Raw genomic sequence first — 16981 nt, 5'->3', positions numbered from 1 at the left:
CTATTCCTCCCGTATGTATTGGTAGTAAGCGGCGCATGTGCCTTCGCCCGACACCATGCAAGGGCCGATCGGGTTCATCGGTGTGCAGGCTTTGCCATATAGCGGACACGCCGGCGGCGCAATCAAGCCGCGGATAATATCGCCGCAGCGGCATTTTGTTTTGCGCGGCGGCGGAATTGCCACGCCCCATTTTTTCTTGGCATCAAACTCGGCATACTCATCACGGATGCGCAAACCGCTGTCCGGCAGAAGACCGATGCCCCGCCAAGCTTCTGCATCCGGCACGAAATAAGCCTCCATCAGCTGCCGGGCTGCAGAGTTCCCCTTTTTGCCGACAACACTCTTATACTCATTGCCGACCGCAGCTTCCCCGGACACAAGCATGGACAAGAGACGGTAGATTCCCATGGCCATTTCCACGGGTTCAAAGCCTGTAATGACACCGGGCTTGCTATACGCCTCTCGCAAAAAGGTGTAGTTCTCCTCGCCCAGCACAATGGATACATGCCCCGGGAGCAAAAAGCCGTCCACCTGCACTTCGCCGCTGTCCAACAGATGGCGGATAATAGGCTCCACGAGTTTGGTGGCCGTCCAGATGGAGAAGTTCGCCATGTTCTGTTCTTCGGCCTGCTGCAAGAGCAGTGCCAGAATCGGAATCGTTGTTTCAAAGCCGATGCCAAGAAACACCACCTCTTTGTCGGGATGCTGCCGGGCGACGGTCAGGCTGTCCAGCGGGCTGTAGACGATGCGGATATCCTTCCCTGCTGTTTTGGCCTGCAGCAGCGAGCCGCTGCTGCCTGGCACCCGCATCATGTCGCCGAAGGTGCAAAGAATTGTATTTTCTCTGTTTGCCAGGGCAATCATGCCATCAATGGATGCCTGGTCTGTGACACAGACCGGGCATCCTGGGCCGGAGATGAGCTGCACATGGTCCACAAGCGCCTGCTTTAACCCGGAACGGGTCAGCGACATCGTATGGGAGCCGCATACCTCCATGAGCACCGGCTGGCGTCCAAATTTGCTGTAAAACAGAGCGGCCTGTTCTCTGACCCGCTTCGCCGCCTCGATGCTGAGCGGACGGCTATGAAATTCCTTCAAGATCTCTTGCATGAATCAACGCCCTCCACTCCAGCAAGCTTTCCCTTGCATACTCTTCATCCACGATCGACATGGCCTGTCCGGCATGGACGATGACGTAGTCATGTATCTTCACATCGGTCGTGAAGATAATGCCGACTGTCATTTGTGTCCCCATCACATCCACAACCGCGCTATATTCATCACGCTCCAACACACGCGCCGGCACTCCAATGCACATGCTAGCTCTCCCCTTTCTGTGCTGCCGCAATCAACTGGCCGAGGGAAATTCCCCCATCATTGCATGGCACCCGTTTGTGTGTATACACCTCATACCCGCGCTTCTCCAGCTCCTGGCGGATATATGTCCGCAAATATGGATTGTGGAAGGAGCCGCCGGATAGCACCACGCGCCGGCTGTGCGAGGGCAGCCTTGCCGCATCCACCAGAGCTGCCGCCCCCTGCACCACGGTCTCATGAAACCGTTCCGCCATGACGACAGCCGGCACCCCATGCCGCAGGTCCTGCATGAGCTCCTCGAGCATCGGCAGCATATTCAGCTCCCAGATATCTGTTTGCTCGAGACTGTGGCAGTATGCCGCAGCAGACCGGCCGGAAAAGCGGACGAGCTCGGACAGCTTGATTGCCGCTTCTCCTTCATAGGTCGAACGATGGCAAATGCCAAGTATGGCGCTCACGGCATCAAACAGGCGGCCGCACGTGCCGGCCAGCGGCGTGTTCATCTTCCGTTCAATCAAATGATATAAAATCGGAATTTCTTTTTTTCGTTCCGGAAACACCTCCATGGCCAGGCCCACACCATGTACGCCAAATGTTTGTACGAGATAGCTCACTGCCGTGCGCCACGGCTCCCGAATGCTTTGCTCGCCGCCCGGCAGCGGTACGTATCCGAGGTGGCCAAGCCGTTTCCAGGAGCCCGCACTGCCATATAACAGCTCAAAGCCCCAAAGGTTACCATCCGACCCATATCCAGTGCCGTCCAGGATAAGACCAAAGCATGGGGCAGTCAGGCCGGTATCCTCCATGCAGGACACCATATGAGCATGGTGGTGCTGTACGTGTGCGAGGGGGATATCCCCAAGCAAGCGGTTCATGTCGAAGCCTGGATGCATATCAATCACACCGCGCTCCGCTGCCTGTCCCCAGTGGGACAGGTGGTGATGCTCCTTCTGCCAATGCGCCAGCATTTCCAAATGACTCAGATCGCCGATATGCGGGCTCAGAAACACCTGTTTCCCACGGCCGATCGCGAATGTGTTTTTCTGCCGGGATCCGGCAGCATGAATGCCGTGTACATCCCGCTTTGTTGAAATCGGATCCGGCGCATAGCCGCGCGCCCGGCGGATGAAATCTGTCTCGCCGTTGATCATCTGTACAACAGAGTCATCAATCGGTTGCAAAATATCCCGGTTATGGGACAGTACATAGTCCGCAATCCCTTTTAGATAGCCAAACGCTTCCTCCTCACGGTACAGCATGGGCAGGCCGGATGGATTTGCGCTGGTCATCACCAGGTAAGGCAGCTCATCAAGCAGCAGATGATGCAGCGGCGTATATGGCAGCATCACTCCAAGCGTCATCATGCCCGGCGCCAAATCCGGCGACAGCCTGCATTCCTCCCTTTTCTGAAGCAGCACGATGGGTGCTTCCGGAGACAGCAGCAGCTGTTCCTCTTCTGGTGTGACATGGCAGATCCGCCGGATATGCCCCAGCGATTTTGCCATGATGGCCAGCGGCTTTTGCGGCCGTTGCTTTCGCAAGCGCAGCTGCTGCACCGCCCCGTCGTCCTCCGCATCACAAGCCAGATGATAGCCGCCGATCCCCTTGATTGCCACAATGCGGCCGCTCCGCAGCAGAGCCGCCGTTTCCGCAATCGGCTCCCCCTCTGTCAGCTCCCCCTCTACGCTGAATAAAGACAGCTGCGGACCGCATGCCGGACAGGCGATGGGCTGGGCGTGGTGGCGGCGGGAAAGCGGATTTTCATATTCCTCCCGGCAAGCCGGGCACATGGCAAATGATTTCATGCTTGTCGCCGGGCGGTCATAGGGCAGGGACTCAATCATGGTATAGCGGGGGCCGCATTGGGTGCAGTTGATAAACGGATAACGATAGCGGGGGTCCCGGGGATCATACAGCTCCCGGAGACAATCCGCGCAAATGGCGGCATCGGCCGGCAGCACCAGCGTGGATGTCCCCTCTGCTTCACTTGGGAGGATGGAAAAGCCGGCATAGCCAGCTGGCGCCATGCTTTGCACCTGGATTTCGTCCATGCGCGACAGACGCGGCGCACGCAGCGGCAGCTGCGCCAGAAAGGTCTGCACATCCTCTTCTTTTCCCTCGACGATGAGCCGGATTCCGTCCATATTGTTTTGCACGGTTCCGCTGAGTGAGCAGTCCCGCGCCAATGCAAACAGAAAAGGCCGGAACCCGACCCCCTGCACCCGACCCCGAATCGTAATCAGACGTGCTGTATCTGCCGTTTGTACGCTTGCTCGATCCATCGGTACCATAATTCCATCCCCTCATTCGTTCTGGCGGACAGCGCATACAGTTCGGACTGCGGGTTGATGGCCTGCAGGTCCTGCCGCGCCTCCCCGACACTGAAATCCAGATATGGCAGCAAATCCATTTTGTTCAGCAGGACAAGCTCGGTGCGCAAAAACATCGTTGGATATTTCGCAATTTTATCATTGCCCTCCGGCACACTCAGCACCGCCACCTTATGATGCTGTCCGAGGTCATAGCCGGATGGACAGACCAGATTGCCGACATTTTCAATAAACAAAATATCAATCTCCTCCAATGAAAAGTGCGGCAGCGCTTTGGCGATCATCCGGGCATCCAGATGGCAGCCGCCGTGCGTATTAATTTGGTGGGCAACCGCACCAAGCGCCCGAATCCGGTCCGCATCGCGCTCTGTTGCCAAGTCCCCTTCAATAACACCGATCCGGTACTGGCCGGATAACGCTTGCACGGTGGTTTCCAAAAGCGTTGTTTTGCCTGCTCCCGGTGAACTCATCAGGTTGACCACCAGTGTATTCGTTTTTTGAAACAATTCCCGGTTAAAGGCAGCCGCATGATTGTTGTCCACTAACACAGCTGTTTTCAGTTCAATTTTCACATTTGTCAGCTCCCCTCGTACGATATCACTTGAAAGGCTTCCCCAGCGATCAGCCGCCCGCTTGGCATGCCGCAGGATGGGCAAATGGACAGCTTTCGTTCAGGTGTATAAACAGCCCCGCAGAGAACGCACTGTGCCTGCCCCGCTTCCCTGACGATTTGCAGTCGGCTGTCCGGCAACAGAGAAGAGACCCCCTCAGCTTTGTAGATGAGAAATGCCATCTCCAGGGCATCCGGCATGGCATTGCTGTACTCGCCGACCAACAGGGCAATCTCTTGAATGGCTTGCAGGCCGCGCTCTCTGGCATCCTCTGTCACAATTTGCAAAATATCTCCCATTAACGCCATTTCATGCATGCTTGTCAGTCCTTTATTCCAACATAAATTGCATCCCTTATAATTTTGACAGGATGGCGCCGGAGAGACAGCTCTCCAGCACCGGTCAGCCATTTTTTGCCCGTGCCGCAGGACAGACAGCTGATTTTGCAGTCATAGGAATTGACATACAGCAGCGTGCCGCAGGATGGACACTGTTCAGAGACTGCATAGAGCTGCCCTTCAGCCTGATACAGCAGAACAGCTTGCTTGCCGATTTGCTTTCTCGTAATCTGTAAAAGCGACAATTCCTTGATGCGGGCAGCTTCCACATAGCGTACACCCTCCAACACCTGAACAGCCTCCTCCAGCTGCTCCAGCTTTTCCTCTGCCGCCGGACGGAGAAGCGCACGAACGGTCTGCCAAAGACTATCCCGCACCTCGGACAGAAACTCCCGCCGGTTCAGCTGTTCTTCAGCCATTGCTGCACCTCCTCCTCCACACAAGCGGCCAGCCGCGGCAATGTCCCTTGCACAATGGGCGACAGCTCCAAGCCAAACTCCAAAGAATCCGGCTGTACGCCATACATCACCATTTGCTTTGGCAGCTGCTCCAGGAGCCGGGCGGCAAATAAGACCTCCTGAAATCCAAGCTGATGGATGCTCATCTTCACCCCGAAGTAGGATGGAATTTCCTCTCCCTCAATCCGGACAATCGTGCCGGGCTTCATACCGGCATTCATCGCATCAATGATAACGAGATAGTCGCTTTCTTCAATTACACTCAACAGCCGCATTCCGTCTGTCGAGCCCTCCACAATGTCCACCGGAAGCCGGGCAAGCCGTTTCTCGATCTGCGGCAGCACCTGCACGCCCACTCCTTCATCGCTGTATAAAAGATTTCCGATGCCGAGCACCGTAATGTGTTTACTTGTCATGTTCATCCACAACCTGCTTTTTCTCAGTTTTATAGCCTGTAAAGATTGAAGACATGGTGCCATTGCGCTCCAGCCAATCCTCACGAAATGCCATGTATACATGCACCACAATAAAGACCATGAAGCCCCATGCCACAAGGTGGTGCCAAGACCGGACTGTGAAGCTGTCGCCAAAGAGGTACGGCACCCAGGAAAAGAGCTTCCCGTACCAGCTTTCCGGCTGCGGTTCGAATAAGAGATAGTAGCCGGTCAACATGATGATGATGGAACCGAGGCCGATGAATACCCAGTAGCTCAGCTGCGCCAGCGGATTATGCCCCGTATAGTGCGGCTTCTTGTTTTTCAAAAAGAGATACGAGCGGACCGTTTGATAGGTTTCCGGCCAAAATCCCTGTTTCAGCGGGTTGCTTGTCGCATACTGATTGCCGGCAAACACCCAATACCAGCGGAACAATAGATTGATGGTGAACAGAAACGCAGCAAAAAAATGAATATTGCGCACCCAGCCCATCAAATTGTTGGCGGAAGCCTCCTCCGGTACACTTGCGCTGACAAACGGATGGGCAATATAGATACCGGTTATCATAAGCGCCACAATAGCACCGGCATTCATCCAATGAAACAGGCGCACAGGCAGCTCCCAGACGTATACCTTGCGATGGTCGCTATATTCGTTGATGACCTTCGCAGGACGCTTATTCGGAAAGACGATTTGTGACTTGTGATGCTCCGCCATAGTCGTTTCCCCCTACATGATTCTAATATGGGTCATCTTGTTTGTCTCAAGATCCGTCAAATGCACGGCACAGGCGAGACATGGATCAAAGGAATGCACCACGCGCAAAATTTCAAGCGGCTGCTCCGGATCCAGAATTTGCGTGCCCTTCAGCGCAGCCTCATAGGCCCCGAGCTGCTCCTTGCCGTCGCGCGGCGAAGCATTCCAGGTGGTGGGCACAACAGCCTGGTAGTTCGCGGTTTTCTGATCCTTGATGTTGATCCAATGGCCAAGTGCCCCCCGTGGCGCTTCAATCCAGCCCACCCCTTTTGCTGTTTTCGGCCAGGTGTTCGGATTCCATTTGCTTTTGTCGAAGGTTACTTGGTCCTGTTTGATATTGCTCAGCAGCGCCTTCATATCGTCCTTCATCCAGTTGGCAATCAGCACAGACTCCAGACCGCGGGCGACCGTGCGCCCCAGTGCGGACTTCATCGCAGAAAGCGGCAGGTCCAGCTTTTTCAGCGTATCATCCATTATGCCGACAAACTCATCCTTCTTCAGCGCATAGCCGACCATCATGCGGGCAAGCGGCCCCGTTTCCATCGGTATGCCCTTCCAGCGCGGCGATTTCAGCCAGCTGTACTTGACGTTCGTATCCAGCTGCTTATAAGGCGCTTTCGGTCCTGTATAGTTGAAGGTTGTCTCACCTTTCCATGGGTGGCGGCCGCCTGTCGGCTTGTCGTCATATGTATACCAGGAGTGGTCGATAAATTCTTGAATTTGCTCCGGATCCTTCGGGTCAACATCCCGCACTTCATTGAGATTGCCATTTACAATCACACCGCGCGGCATCCTGTATTCTTTGACATCCCGGATATCCCCTTTGGAAAAATCGCCGTAGCATAAATAATTGTCGAGACCACCGCCATAAGTCCAATCCTTATAAAAGGAGCCGATTGCCAAAAGGTCCGGAATATATACCTGATTCACAAATTCATAAGCCTGGTCCACAAGCTGGGACACATGCATCAGCCGCTCTGCGTGGATGGCATTGTCGCTGTTGATGTTAATCGGTGTTGCCATGCCGCCGACCACATAATGCGGATGCGGATTTTTCCCTCCGAAGATCGTTTGGATTTTAACAATTTCCTTTTGCCAGTCCAATGCCTCCAAATAGTGGGCAACAGCCAGGAGATTCACTTCCGGCGGCAGCTTATAGGCTTTATGGCCCCAGTAGCCGTTTGCAAAAATGCCAAGCTGCCCGCTCTCCGCTACCTTTTTCACCTTATTTTGCATCTCCGCAAAATAGCCGGGCGATGACTTTGGCCAGCTCGAAATGGATTGGGCAATCCGGCTTGTTTCCTGCGGGCTTGCTTTCAGGGCGCTCAGTACATCCACCCAGTCAAACGCGTGAAGGTGATAGAAATGAACAACATGGTCGTGCAAAAATACGGCGGCATTCATCAAATCGCGGATGAGATGGGCATTGCGCGGAATGGTAATCTCCAGCGCGTCCTCCACAGACCGGATGGCTGCCAGTGCATGTGTAGAGGTGCAAACGCCGCAAATCCGCTGTACATACGCCCAGACATCACGCGGATCCCGATCCTTCACAATCAGCTCCAAACCGCGAATTGCCGTGCCGGAGCTGAAGGCATCCTGGATCATGCCGTTTTGAATATCCGCTTCAATGCGTAAATGCCCCTCAATCCGGGTAACGGGGTCAACCACGATACGTTGTGTCATCTGTCAGCACCTCCACTTGCCCCTGTTTCTTTTTCATCACTGCAGTAGCCGCAGCATGAACTGCAACTCCAGCAGTTGTCACACCGACTGCGGCCAGACCGGCCTGCTCCGGATTGATGGTCGTTTCGGTCCCAAGCAGCTTTGCCCGTCGTTCAAAGAAGGAGCCATTGTCCCAAAAATTTTGCTCAGTGCAGCCGATGCACGGATTTCCGGATTGAATCGGGTAGCTTACGCCGCCATTCCAGCGCATCTCCGCACAGGAGCTGTACGTTGTCGGCCCCTTGCAGCCGACTTTATACAAACAGTAGCCCTGGCGCGCGCCCTCATCATCAAAGCTTTCAGCGAACAATCCGGCATCGAAATAAGCGCGGCGGTTGCACTTGTCGTGAATGCGGTGCCGATAAAAGGCTTTCGGTCTGCCGACATGATCGAGCTCCGGCACAGTGCCGAAGGTGATCAAATGCGCGATGACTCCAGTCATGACCTCCGCAATTGGCGGACAGCCCGGCACCCTCACAATTGGTTTATCCTTGATTAAATCTGTAATGGGAACGGCTCCTGTCGGATTCGGATAAGCAGCCGGAATTCCGCCCCAGGAGGAGCAGCTGCCGTATGCCAGGATGGCTTTGGCTCCTTTCGCTGCTTCGAGCAGCGTATCCTTGGCACTTTGGCCACCAACCATGCAAAATTCATCCTTTGTCGGCACGCTGCCCTCCACCGCGAGCACATATTCGCCCGGATATTTCTCCATCACATGCCGGCGCGCTTCCTCCGCCTGATATCCGGAAGCGGCAGACAAAGCTTCGGTATATTCAAGAGAAACCATTTCAAACAGGACACTTTCCACCTTCGGATGCGAGGAGCGGATAAAAGACTCCGAACAGCCGGTGCAATCCTGAAATTGCAGCCAGATGACAGGCACCCGTTTACTCGTTTCCATTGCTTGCACGACACGATTGGTTTGCGTAAAATCCAGCCCCATCGTTGCTGCCAGGGCTGTGCACATCTTAAGAAAATTCCGGCGGGAAACCCCACGGTCCAGCAGTTCCCCCAGTATCGTTTTTTGTTCCTCCACATCAACACCCCCATAGAGAACACTCATTGATACCGCTTACGTTACCACATTTTACATGTTCTGTACGGGAATTATCATAAGATTCAAAAAACCGCCTTAACCATCTATGTGAAGTATTAAACAATCCAATGATAAAAAAACGGCATCTTTAAAAGACGCCGGTGAACTGCAGAAATAAAATGAGACCTCCCAATGCCCATACATAGTAGGCAAATACCTTTAAGGAATGTCGCTTTAAGTAAGTAATCATCCAAGCTACTGCAATATAGCCGAAAAATGCGGAGGAAACGGCTCCCACCGCCAGTGAAGCAGCCGAGATGTTCTCTGTCTGGCCGGAGAATACATCAGCCAACTGAAGCACAATTCCCCCCACAATGGCCGGGGTGGAAATCAGAAACGAAAAATAAGCTGCGGTTTCCCGGTCCAGCTTCCGCCACAGCCCCGCCACAATCGTCATCCCGGAGCGGGAAATAGCCGGAAAGATGGCAAACGCCTGGAATGAACCAATGAACAATGCATCACCGTACGTGATATCTTCCATTTTCCGCCGACCGCTTTTGCCTGCTTCCGCCCAATAGAGAAATACCCCTGTTGCGAGAAACTCCCAGCCGATCGTGACCCCTGTTTTGGAGATTTCATCAAAAAAGTCCTTGAACAAAAGGCCCACGATGACAGCAGGAATCGTCCCGACAATCAACAGATAGGTAAGCTTGCTGAACGGATTACGGAGCATTTTCACAAACTCATGCTTATAATAGATGAACACTGCCACAAGTGTTCCAATATGCAGCATCGTATCAAGAAACAACCCGGCCTCATCCAATCCGACCAAATGCCGGCCCAAATAGAGATGCCCTGTGCTGCTGATGGGGAGAAACTCTGTCAACCCCTGAATAATGCCCAGCAAAAGTGCCTCCAACCAACTCATGCATTCCCCCTCCTGTCCTTACGCAGACGCCTGTACCAATATATGAACAAGCTCACGCCGTTATGTGCGCTTTTCAGGATTTGTCCGCATGCTGCATGCCTCCCATAGGACAGCAGCGAACGGCTCCTGTAAGGCAAGGAGTGTTTGCTGGAAATGAATGCTTCGGTGCTCCTCCACCTCCCGGATGAGCTGTCGGATTTCAACGGCCGACAGGGGCTTGTCCAACTGCTGAAATCCTTCCAGCTTCATGTAATATTCTTCCTCGGGAACTCCGTGGTAAGGAGCGGTTTCCACGATCCCGCTGGCAATTCCTTTCGCCAGAATGCCGCGTTTGTTGCCATACAAAAAAACATAGCTCCCTTTTCCAATGATACTCACTTTATGCTTCCACGGTGTTCCGTAAGCCGCACACTTTTCCTGCTGCAGCATGTCTGCCTCACAAGCCGGGTCATGGGACATATTGGTGTTGATGAGATATGCTTTTGGCATGGTGCCTCCTCCTTTTCTGCAGAAAAAGAACTCTGCCTGCGCAGAGCCCTGGTACTCCATATGGGGAACGGTCAACTGAACACCTGCTGCAGTGATTCTTCGACACCTTGCTCAATTTCTTCATACTGATGCAACACCTTCGCAAACATTTCTCTTGTTAAGTAATGCCGGACCGGATGCCCGTCTTCAAAGGAATGTAAGACGTACAGAGCCCGCTCTTCCGCCTTTTGCTGCACAATACTCAGTTCAATATCCCGCCCCACTTCCCAATGCTCGCGTTTGTAGCCATAGACTGGATGAAGCGTGTGAACGCTGATGACCTTGAACGTTTTGCCGCTGAACCACCTGTCAAAGAGTCCCAATTAGAAGCCTCCTCATGTTTCTTACTGCCATATATATTCTTATCATTCCATAGAATTTCATCAAATGATATGTCTTTCACGAAAAATACATATCCAAACAAAAACATCCCAGAGGCTATGGCCTCTGGGATTCAATGAAGCATCCTTCACACTGGATATACTGGATGTTTCCGGTCGGTGAAGATTTGATACTTGCTTGAGTAAACTCCAAAGCGGTGAATCAATTCTTCCCGCAGCTTGTTCGGATGCACGACTCCGTCAATGACCATTTCCGAAGCTAAATGGTAGATGTCGATGTCCTTCTTGTACTCTTCGCGCTTCTGCTCAATAAAGGCTGCGCGTTCCTCTTCAGGAAGAGCCGCAATTTTATTGGCGTATACGGCATTCACCGCTGCTTCCGGACCCATAACCGCAATAGAAGCAGTTGGCAGAGCCAGACAGCAATCCGGTTCAAAAGCAGGACCCGCCATCGCATAAAGACCAGCGCCATATGCTTTTCGGACAATGATGGAGATTTTCGGGACAGTGGCCTCACTCATGGCCGAAATCATTTTGGCGCCGTGGCGGATGATACCGGCCCGTTCCACTTTTGTGCCAATCATAAAGCCCGGTACATCCGCAAGGAACAGCAGCGGGATATGAAAGGCATCGCAAAGCGTAATGAATTTCGCCGCCTTATCCGCTGAATCATGGAACAGCACGCCGCCCTTCATCCGCGGCTGATTGGCAATCAGCCCGACCGGTTTGCCATTGATTCGAGCCAAACCAGTAATAAGCTCCTGGGCAAACAGCTTCTTAATCTCAAAGAAGGAGCCCTCATCAATAATACGGTTAATGAGATCCATCATATTGAACGGCGCATTTTGATTTTGCGGGATGATTTGCTCGAGTGTTTTATCAAAGGCCTTTGGTTCCATGCCGACCGCAGCAGGTGTCTTTTCCAAATAATTGCTTGGGAAGTAGGACAAATATGTGCGGGCCGCCGCAATCGCCTCCTCCTCCGACTTGCACAGCACATCGCCGCAGCCGGATACAGAGCAATGCATACGGGCGCCGCCCATTTCCTCAAGTGTCACCTTCTCCCCAATGACCATTTCTGCCATGCGCGGTGACCCGAGATACATGGAAGCGTTGCCGTCCACCATCATAACCACGTCACAGAATGCCGGGATGTAGGCGCCCCCTGCAGCCGATGGGCCGAATAATAAACAAACCTGCGGCACCTTGCCTGATAGCTTCACTTGATTATAAAAAATCCGGCCGGCGCCTCTCCGCCCCGGAAACATTTCCACCTGATCCGTAATCCGGGCACCGGCGGAATCCACGAGATACAAGAGCGGCACGCGAAGCTTTTCCGCTGTCTCCTGAATACGCAGGATTTTCTCGACTGTACGGGAGCCCCATGACCCGGCTTTCACCGTAGAATCGTTCGCCATGACACAGACCGTACGGCCATGCACCTTGCCGATTGCTGTTACAACACCATCAGCCGGCAAGTCCGTGCTGTCACAATTGGCGAACATCGCATCCTCTGTAAAATCGGCATCATCGAATAACAGAGCGAGGCGGTCGCGGACAAACAGCTTGCCCTTTGCCGCATTTTGCTCATGGTATTTGGCGCCGCCGCCCTGTTTGATTTTATCTGTTCGTTCTTCTAACGTCAGCTGCTTTTGCTGTTGCTCGAGCACATCTATTCCCCCTTGTATACCGGCTTTCGTTTTTCCTTGAATGCCTGCAAGCCTTCCAGTCGGTCACTCGTGCCAATGACTCCTTCGTATGCCTGCCACTCCAGCTCCAAGCCGGTTTGCAAATCTGTTTCCATGCCTTTGGCAATGGCTTGCTTTGCCAGGCGGACAGCCACCGGGCCGTTCGCAGCAATGCGCTCCGCCAAAGCTGTCGCTTTGCTTTCCAGTTCCGCAGCAGGCACTACGTATTCCACGAGGCCATATTGCTCCGCCTCCGCAGCAGTCACCCGGCGTGCTGTGAAGATCAGCTCCTTCGCTCGGCCCAGACCGATTAAGCGCGGCAAGCGCTGAGTGCCGCCAGCTCCGGGAATGATAGCCAGAGATGTTTCGGTCAACCCAAGCGTTGCAGCTTCAGCGGCAATCCGAAAGTCGCAGGCAAGGCTCAGTTCTGTCCCGCCTCCAAGCGCCACTCCATTGATGGCTGCAATGACAGGCTGCGGCAGGTTCTCTACCAGATTGATAGTGGAACGGATCACCGCAACAGCCTGGCGTACCTGTTCTTCCGTCATGCCGGCCCGTTCCTTCAAATCGGCACCGGCACAAAATGCTTTTTCTCCGGCGCCTGTAAGAATGACAACGCGAACGTCACGATTGGCCCGGATATCCTGCAAGGCAGCCTGCAGCTCCTCAAGCAGGGCTAACGACAAAGCATTTGCCTGCCCGGGACGGTTCAGTGTCAGCTTCGCGATATGCGGTGTGATATAGTCCAATTGAATTGACTGCTGTACAAGCATTCGTTTCACCTGCTTACTGTTTGGTGTTTTCTGGCCTGATAGACATGGCTTGGCAATGCCGCTTCAAGCTTCTGCTCAATTAACCGGCTCGCCCCCAGCAGCTTGTCCTCATCCACCTGCGTTTGAATCCCCATTTTGTGCAGCATATGGACGAGGTCGTTGGTAGCTGCATTTCCCGATGCGCCCGGTGCATATGGACAGCCTCCCAAGCCGCCGCAGGAGCTGTCATATACGGTAATCCCTGCTTCCAGCGACTTCAGCACATTCGCCAGCGCCATCCCGTATGTATTATGGAAGTGCATGGCAAACTGCCCGGCCGGGAAGGACCGCAGCAGCCGCTCCAGCACAAGCTCGACCTGCTGCGGATTTGCCACCCCGATGGTATCTCCTACAGAAATCTCATAAATGCCAAAGCTGAAAAGCTCTTCACACAGCCGCTCCACTGTATCTAGGGCAACAGCACCTTCGTAAGGACAGCCGAATACAGTAGATATATAGCCCCGCACCTGCTTTCCGGCAGCGAGACCCTGCTGCGTCACTTCCTTCACCGCCTGCACGGCCTCTGCAATGGACTTATTAATATTTTTCCGGCTGTGCGCTTCGCTGGCGGAGAGAAACACGTTCACCTCATCCGCACCGGCGGACAGGGCCCGTTCCAAACCGTTCAGATTGGGAACGAGCGCCGCATAGGTTACGTCCGGCTTCCGCTCAATGCCGGCGAATACCTCGGCAGCATCTGCCAATGCCGGAATCCACTTTGGATGGACGAACGAGGACACTTCAATATAAGACAGCCCGGTATCGCTCAGCCGGTTCACCCAGGCGATTTTGTCGGCTGCCGGTAAAATTCGCTTTTCATTCTGCAGGCCGTCGCGCGGCCCGACTTCCTTGATTGTGACGGATGCAGGAAGCTTCATGTCCCATCCCCTCCCCGACTATTCCAGTTCGACCAGCACATCGCCTTCGTTGACGAAGTCTCCTTCACTTACCGCAATTCGTGCCACTGTGCCGCCTTCCTCCGCAGCAATGGGAATTTCCATCTTCATGGACTCTAAAATGACAACATCCTGTCCTTCCTCTACTGTGTCCCCTGGGTTTACTACAATTTTCCATACATTTCCTGCCATCGATGCGTACACCTTTGTCATTTTATATGCCCCCTTTATCGTTTTGCGAGCTGCTGTGCAACAAAGCTCGTAGTATATATTCCACTTCGGAACACATCATCCTCCAATACCCGTAGCAGCATGGGAATATTTGTTTTAATGCCTTCCACCTTCGTTTCCTGCAGTGCCAATTGCAGGCTGGAAATCGCGGCTTCCCGTGTCGGCCCATGCGCAATGACCTTTGCAATCATCGGATCGTAGAAAGGCGTAATCTGGATCCCTTCCTCCAAAAAGTGGTCGATGCGCACGGTTTGCGGCAGCTCCAGCGTATGGATGGTGCCGGGTGACGGGAAGAAGGTTTTGGGATCTTCCGCATACAGTCGGACTTCAATGGCATGGCCGTTTCTGGCAACCTCCTCTTGAGAGAATGCCAGCTTCTCGCCTGCCGCAATGCGCAGCTGCTGTTCCACGAGGTCCAGACCTGTGATTTCCTCTGTGACAGGGTGCTCCACCTGCAGGCGTGTGTTCATTTCAAGAAAATAAAAGTTCTGCTGTTCATCGACAAGGAATTCGATTGTCCCTGCATTTGTATAGCCAATTGCCTTTGCCGCTTGCACAGCCACTGCCCCCATCGCATGGCGCGTTGCTTCACTGATGAAGGGAGACGGCGCTTCTTCCACTACCTTTTGGTTCCGGCGCTGCACGGAGCACTCCCGCTCCCAAAGATAGACCGTATTGCCGAAGCTGTCCGCCAGCACCTGGATTTCAATATGGTGCGCCTGCGTAATCAGCTTCTCCATGTACATTTCCCCGCTGCCGAAGAAGTTCTGGGCGCGGGTCTGGTTGCTTGCGAATGCCTGAACGAGCGTTTGCTCAGTCTCGATGGTCTGCATGCCGATTCCGCCGCCGCCGGCAGAAGCCTTCAGCATCAACGGGTACCCAATTGTTTTGGCGATCTCCTTCGCCTCTTCCACAGACGGTATAGCCGTTGTAATGCCCGGCACAACCGGAACACCGGCTGCCTGCATCACCTTGCGCGATTCAATCTTGCTGCCCATTTGGGCAATCACATCAGCAGAAGGGCCAATGAAGACGATGCCTTCATCCCGGCAGCGGGCTGCAAAGGCCGGATTCTCCGACAGCAGTCCATAGCCCGGATGCACAGCCTCCGCCTTTGTTTCGCGGGCAATTTCCATCATTTTATCAAGGTTCAGATAGCTTTCGTGCACCCGCGGACCACCGAGCAAATACGCTTCGTCCGCCAGTTGCACGTGCAGGGCGTTGGCGTCTGCTTCCGAATATACGGCTACTGTCTCAATGCCGAGACGCTTGCACGTTCTCATAATACGGACGGCAATTTCTCCGCGGTTGGCGATTAAAATTTTATTGAACATACCATCCCTCCTTAGCGGCAGCCTAAATGTCTGGAGATAACAAGACGCTGAATTTCAGATGTTCCCTCACCAATTTCCAGGAGCTTTGCATCGCGCACGTAGCGCTCCACTTCATATTCCTTCATGTAGCCGTAGCCACCGTGAATTTGCACGGCCTGATTGGCTGTGCGGCTTGCCATTTCGGAAGCGAACAGCTTTGCCATGGCCGCTTCCTTGCCGAACGGTTTGCTGTTATCCTTCAGCCAGGCAGCCTTATGCACCAGATTGCGGGCCAATTCAATTTCAGTCGCCATATCTGCCAGCTTAAACTGGATTGCCTGGAAGCTGGAAATGCTTTTTCCGAATTGCTTGCGCTCCTTTGAATAGGCAAGGGCACGTTCAAAGGCAGCCTGCGCGATTCCTACAGCAAGCGCCGCAATGGAAATCCGTCCGCCGTCCAACGTATACAGAAACTGGCTGAAGCCTTTGTCTGCATCACCGAGAATATTTTCCTTCGGCACACGCACATTTTCCAAAATAATTTCGCATGTATTGGAAGCGCGGACCCCCATCTTATCGTATGGGCTGGAAATCGTCAGGCCGTCAGAATCAGTCGGCACAATAAACGCAGAAATCTTTTTCTTGCCGCGTTCATCCACGCCATTGACAGCGGTTACAATAATGGTTTTGGCATACTCGGCATTTGTAATCCAGCACTTCTCGCCGTTAATCACATATTCATCCCCATCAATGACAGCCTTTGTTTGTGTCCCTCCCGCATCAGAACCGGCATTGGGTTCTGTCAGCCCGAATGCGCCCAACGTTTTGCCGGAGGCCATCGGAACCAAATATTTGCGCTTTTGCTCCTCTGTTCCAAAATAGTAAATCGGCGAGGCGCCAAGGGAAATGGTGGCGGCATAGCTGAGCCCTGTACCGCCGCAAGCACGGCCGATTTCCTCTACAGCCAGCGCATAGGAAAGCGTGTCGCCGCCTGAACCGCCATACTCCTCAGGGAATGGAATGCCAAGCAGACCCAACTCGCCCATCTTTTGAAACGTATCATACGGGAATTCCCCTGTACGGTCATAGTACACTGCGTGCGGAGCAATTTCCTTTTCTGCAAAATCGCGCACCATATCCTTAATCATTTGTTTTTCTCTTGTCAGCGTAAACTCCATGTTCCACACTCCTTTTCGCTCTTTTGACAGAATGCGAGATTTTCTGCTGCAGCCGGGGCT

General features: G+C 53.5%; 19 protein-coding genes. All 19 read right to left on the bottom strand.

Going from position 1 to position 16981, the window contains the following annotated elements:
• The gene (hypD, locus tag NK662_RS17735; protein WP_254760287.1) at window positions 1-1110 is read right to left on the bottom strand and encodes a hydrogenase formation protein HypD; all 1110 of its coding nucleotides are present in this window, start codon (window positions 1108-1110) and stop codon (window positions 1-3) included.
• Window positions 1082-1318: a HypC/HybG/HupF family hydrogenase formation chaperone gene (locus NK662_RS17730; RefSeq protein WP_254760286.1), complete on the bottom strand. Its 237-nt coding sequence runs from the start codon at window positions 1316-1318 to the stop codon at window positions 1082-1084. Before NK662_RS17730 ends, hypD begins: the two co-directional genes overlap by 29 nt.
• Window position 1319: 1 nt before the next feature.
• Window positions 1320-3608: a carbamoyltransferase HypF gene (gene hypF, locus NK662_RS17725; protein WP_254760285.1), complete on the bottom strand. Its 2289-nt coding sequence runs from the start codon at window positions 3606-3608 to the stop codon at window positions 1320-1322.
• Window positions 3557-4219: a hydrogenase nickel incorporation protein HypB gene (gene hypB, locus NK662_RS17720; RefSeq protein ID WP_254760284.1), complete on the bottom strand. Its 663-nt coding sequence runs from the start codon at window positions 4217-4219 to the stop codon at window positions 3557-3559. Before hypB ends, hypF begins: the two co-directional genes overlap by 52 nt.
• Window positions 4220-4224: 5 nt before the next feature.
• A complete protein-coding gene (locus NK662_RS17715; RefSeq protein WP_254760283.1) occupies window positions 4225-4575 on the bottom strand; it encodes a hydrogenase maturation nickel metallochaperone HypA/HybF in 351 nt (116 codons plus the stop codon).
• Window positions 4576-4580: 5 nt separating this feature from the next.
• Window positions 4581-5015, bottom strand: a complete 435-nt coding sequence (locus NK662_RS17710; RefSeq protein ID WP_254760282.1) for a Rieske (2Fe-2S) protein — start codon at window positions 5013-5015, stop codon at window positions 4581-4583.
• On the bottom strand, window positions 4997-5470 hold the full coding sequence (locus NK662_RS17705; RefSeq protein WP_254760281.1) for a HyaD/HybD family hydrogenase maturation endopeptidase: 474 nt from the start codon (window positions 5468-5470) through the stop codon (window positions 4997-4999). Before NK662_RS17705 ends, NK662_RS17710 begins: the two co-directional genes overlap by 19 nt.
• Window positions 5460-6206 carry a Ni/Fe-hydrogenase, b-type cytochrome subunit gene (cybH, locus tag NK662_RS17700; RefSeq protein WP_254760280.1) on the bottom strand — a complete coding sequence of 249 codons (747 nt, stop codon included), beginning with the start codon at window positions 6204-6206 and terminating at the stop codon, window positions 5460-5462. The genes NK662_RS17705 and cybH overlap by 11 nt, the downstream gene beginning before the upstream one ends.
• 12 nt (window positions 6207-6218) lie before the next feature.
• Window positions 6219-7931 carry a nickel-dependent hydrogenase large subunit gene (locus tag NK662_RS17695; RefSeq protein ID WP_254760279.1) on the bottom strand — a complete coding sequence of 571 codons (1713 nt, stop codon included), beginning with the start codon at window positions 7929-7931 and terminating at the stop codon, window positions 6219-6221.
• Entirely contained in the window at window positions 7909-9006 is a 1098-nt protein-coding gene (locus NK662_RS17690; protein WP_254760278.1) for a hydrogenase small subunit, read from the bottom strand. Before NK662_RS17690 ends, NK662_RS17695 begins: the two co-directional genes overlap by 23 nt.
• A gap of 148 nt (window positions 9007-9154) precedes the next feature.
• A complete protein-coding gene (locus NK662_RS17685; protein WP_254760277.1) occupies window positions 9155-9934 on the bottom strand; it encodes an undecaprenyl-diphosphate phosphatase in 780 nt (259 codons plus the stop codon).
• Between the two features lie 60 nt (window positions 9935-9994).
• Window positions 9995-10423 carry a hypothetical protein gene (locus NK662_RS17680; protein WP_254760276.1) on the bottom strand — a complete coding sequence of 143 codons (429 nt, stop codon included), beginning with the start codon at window positions 10421-10423 and terminating at the stop codon, window positions 9995-9997.
• Between the two features lie 71 nt (window positions 10424-10494).
• Window positions 10495-10785, bottom strand: coding sequence for a hypothetical protein (locus NK662_RS17675; RefSeq protein ID WP_254760275.1), 291 nt, complete (start codon window positions 10783-10785; stop codon window positions 10495-10497).
• A gap of 146 nt (window positions 10786-10931) precedes the next feature.
• Entirely contained in the window at window positions 10932-12473 is a 1542-nt protein-coding gene (locus tag NK662_RS17670) for an acyl-CoA carboxylase subunit beta (protein ID WP_254760274.1), read from the bottom strand.
• Between the two features lie 2 nt (window positions 12474-12475).
• Window positions 12476-13264 (bottom strand): enoyl-CoA hydratase, encoded by a 789-nt coding sequence (locus NK662_RS17665; protein WP_254760273.1) that lies wholly within the window; start codon window positions 13262-13264, stop codon window positions 12476-12478.
• A 5-nt stretch (window positions 13265-13269) separates the two neighbouring features.
• Window positions 13270-14181, bottom strand: a complete 912-nt coding sequence (locus NK662_RS17660) for a hydroxymethylglutaryl-CoA lyase (protein ID WP_254760272.1) — start codon at window positions 14179-14181, stop codon at window positions 13270-13272.
• A gap of 18 nt (window positions 14182-14199) precedes the next feature.
• Entirely contained in the window at window positions 14200-14412 is a 213-nt protein-coding gene (locus tag NK662_RS17655; protein WP_254760271.1) for an acetyl-CoA carboxylase biotin carboxyl carrier protein subunit, read from the bottom strand.
• Between the two features lie 14 nt (window positions 14413-14426).
• Complete coding sequence (locus NK662_RS17650; RefSeq protein WP_254760270.1) at window positions 14427-15764, bottom strand: acetyl-CoA carboxylase biotin carboxylase subunit; 1338 nt, start codon at window positions 15762-15764, stop codon at window positions 14427-14429.
• 11 nt (window positions 15765-15775) lie between these two features.
• Window positions 15776-16921 (bottom strand): acyl-CoA dehydrogenase, encoded by a 1146-nt coding sequence (locus tag NK662_RS17645; protein WP_254760269.1) that lies wholly within the window; start codon window positions 16919-16921, stop codon window positions 15776-15778.
• Window positions 16922-16981 lie beyond the last annotated feature (60 nt).

Origin of the sequence: Ectobacillus ponti (assembly GCF_024294785.1) — a bacterium.
GTDB lineage: Bacteria > Bacillota > Bacilli > Bacillales > Bacillaceae_G > Ectobacillus > Ectobacillus ponti.
This window is presented reverse-complemented; position numbering and strand designations above follow the sequence as displayed.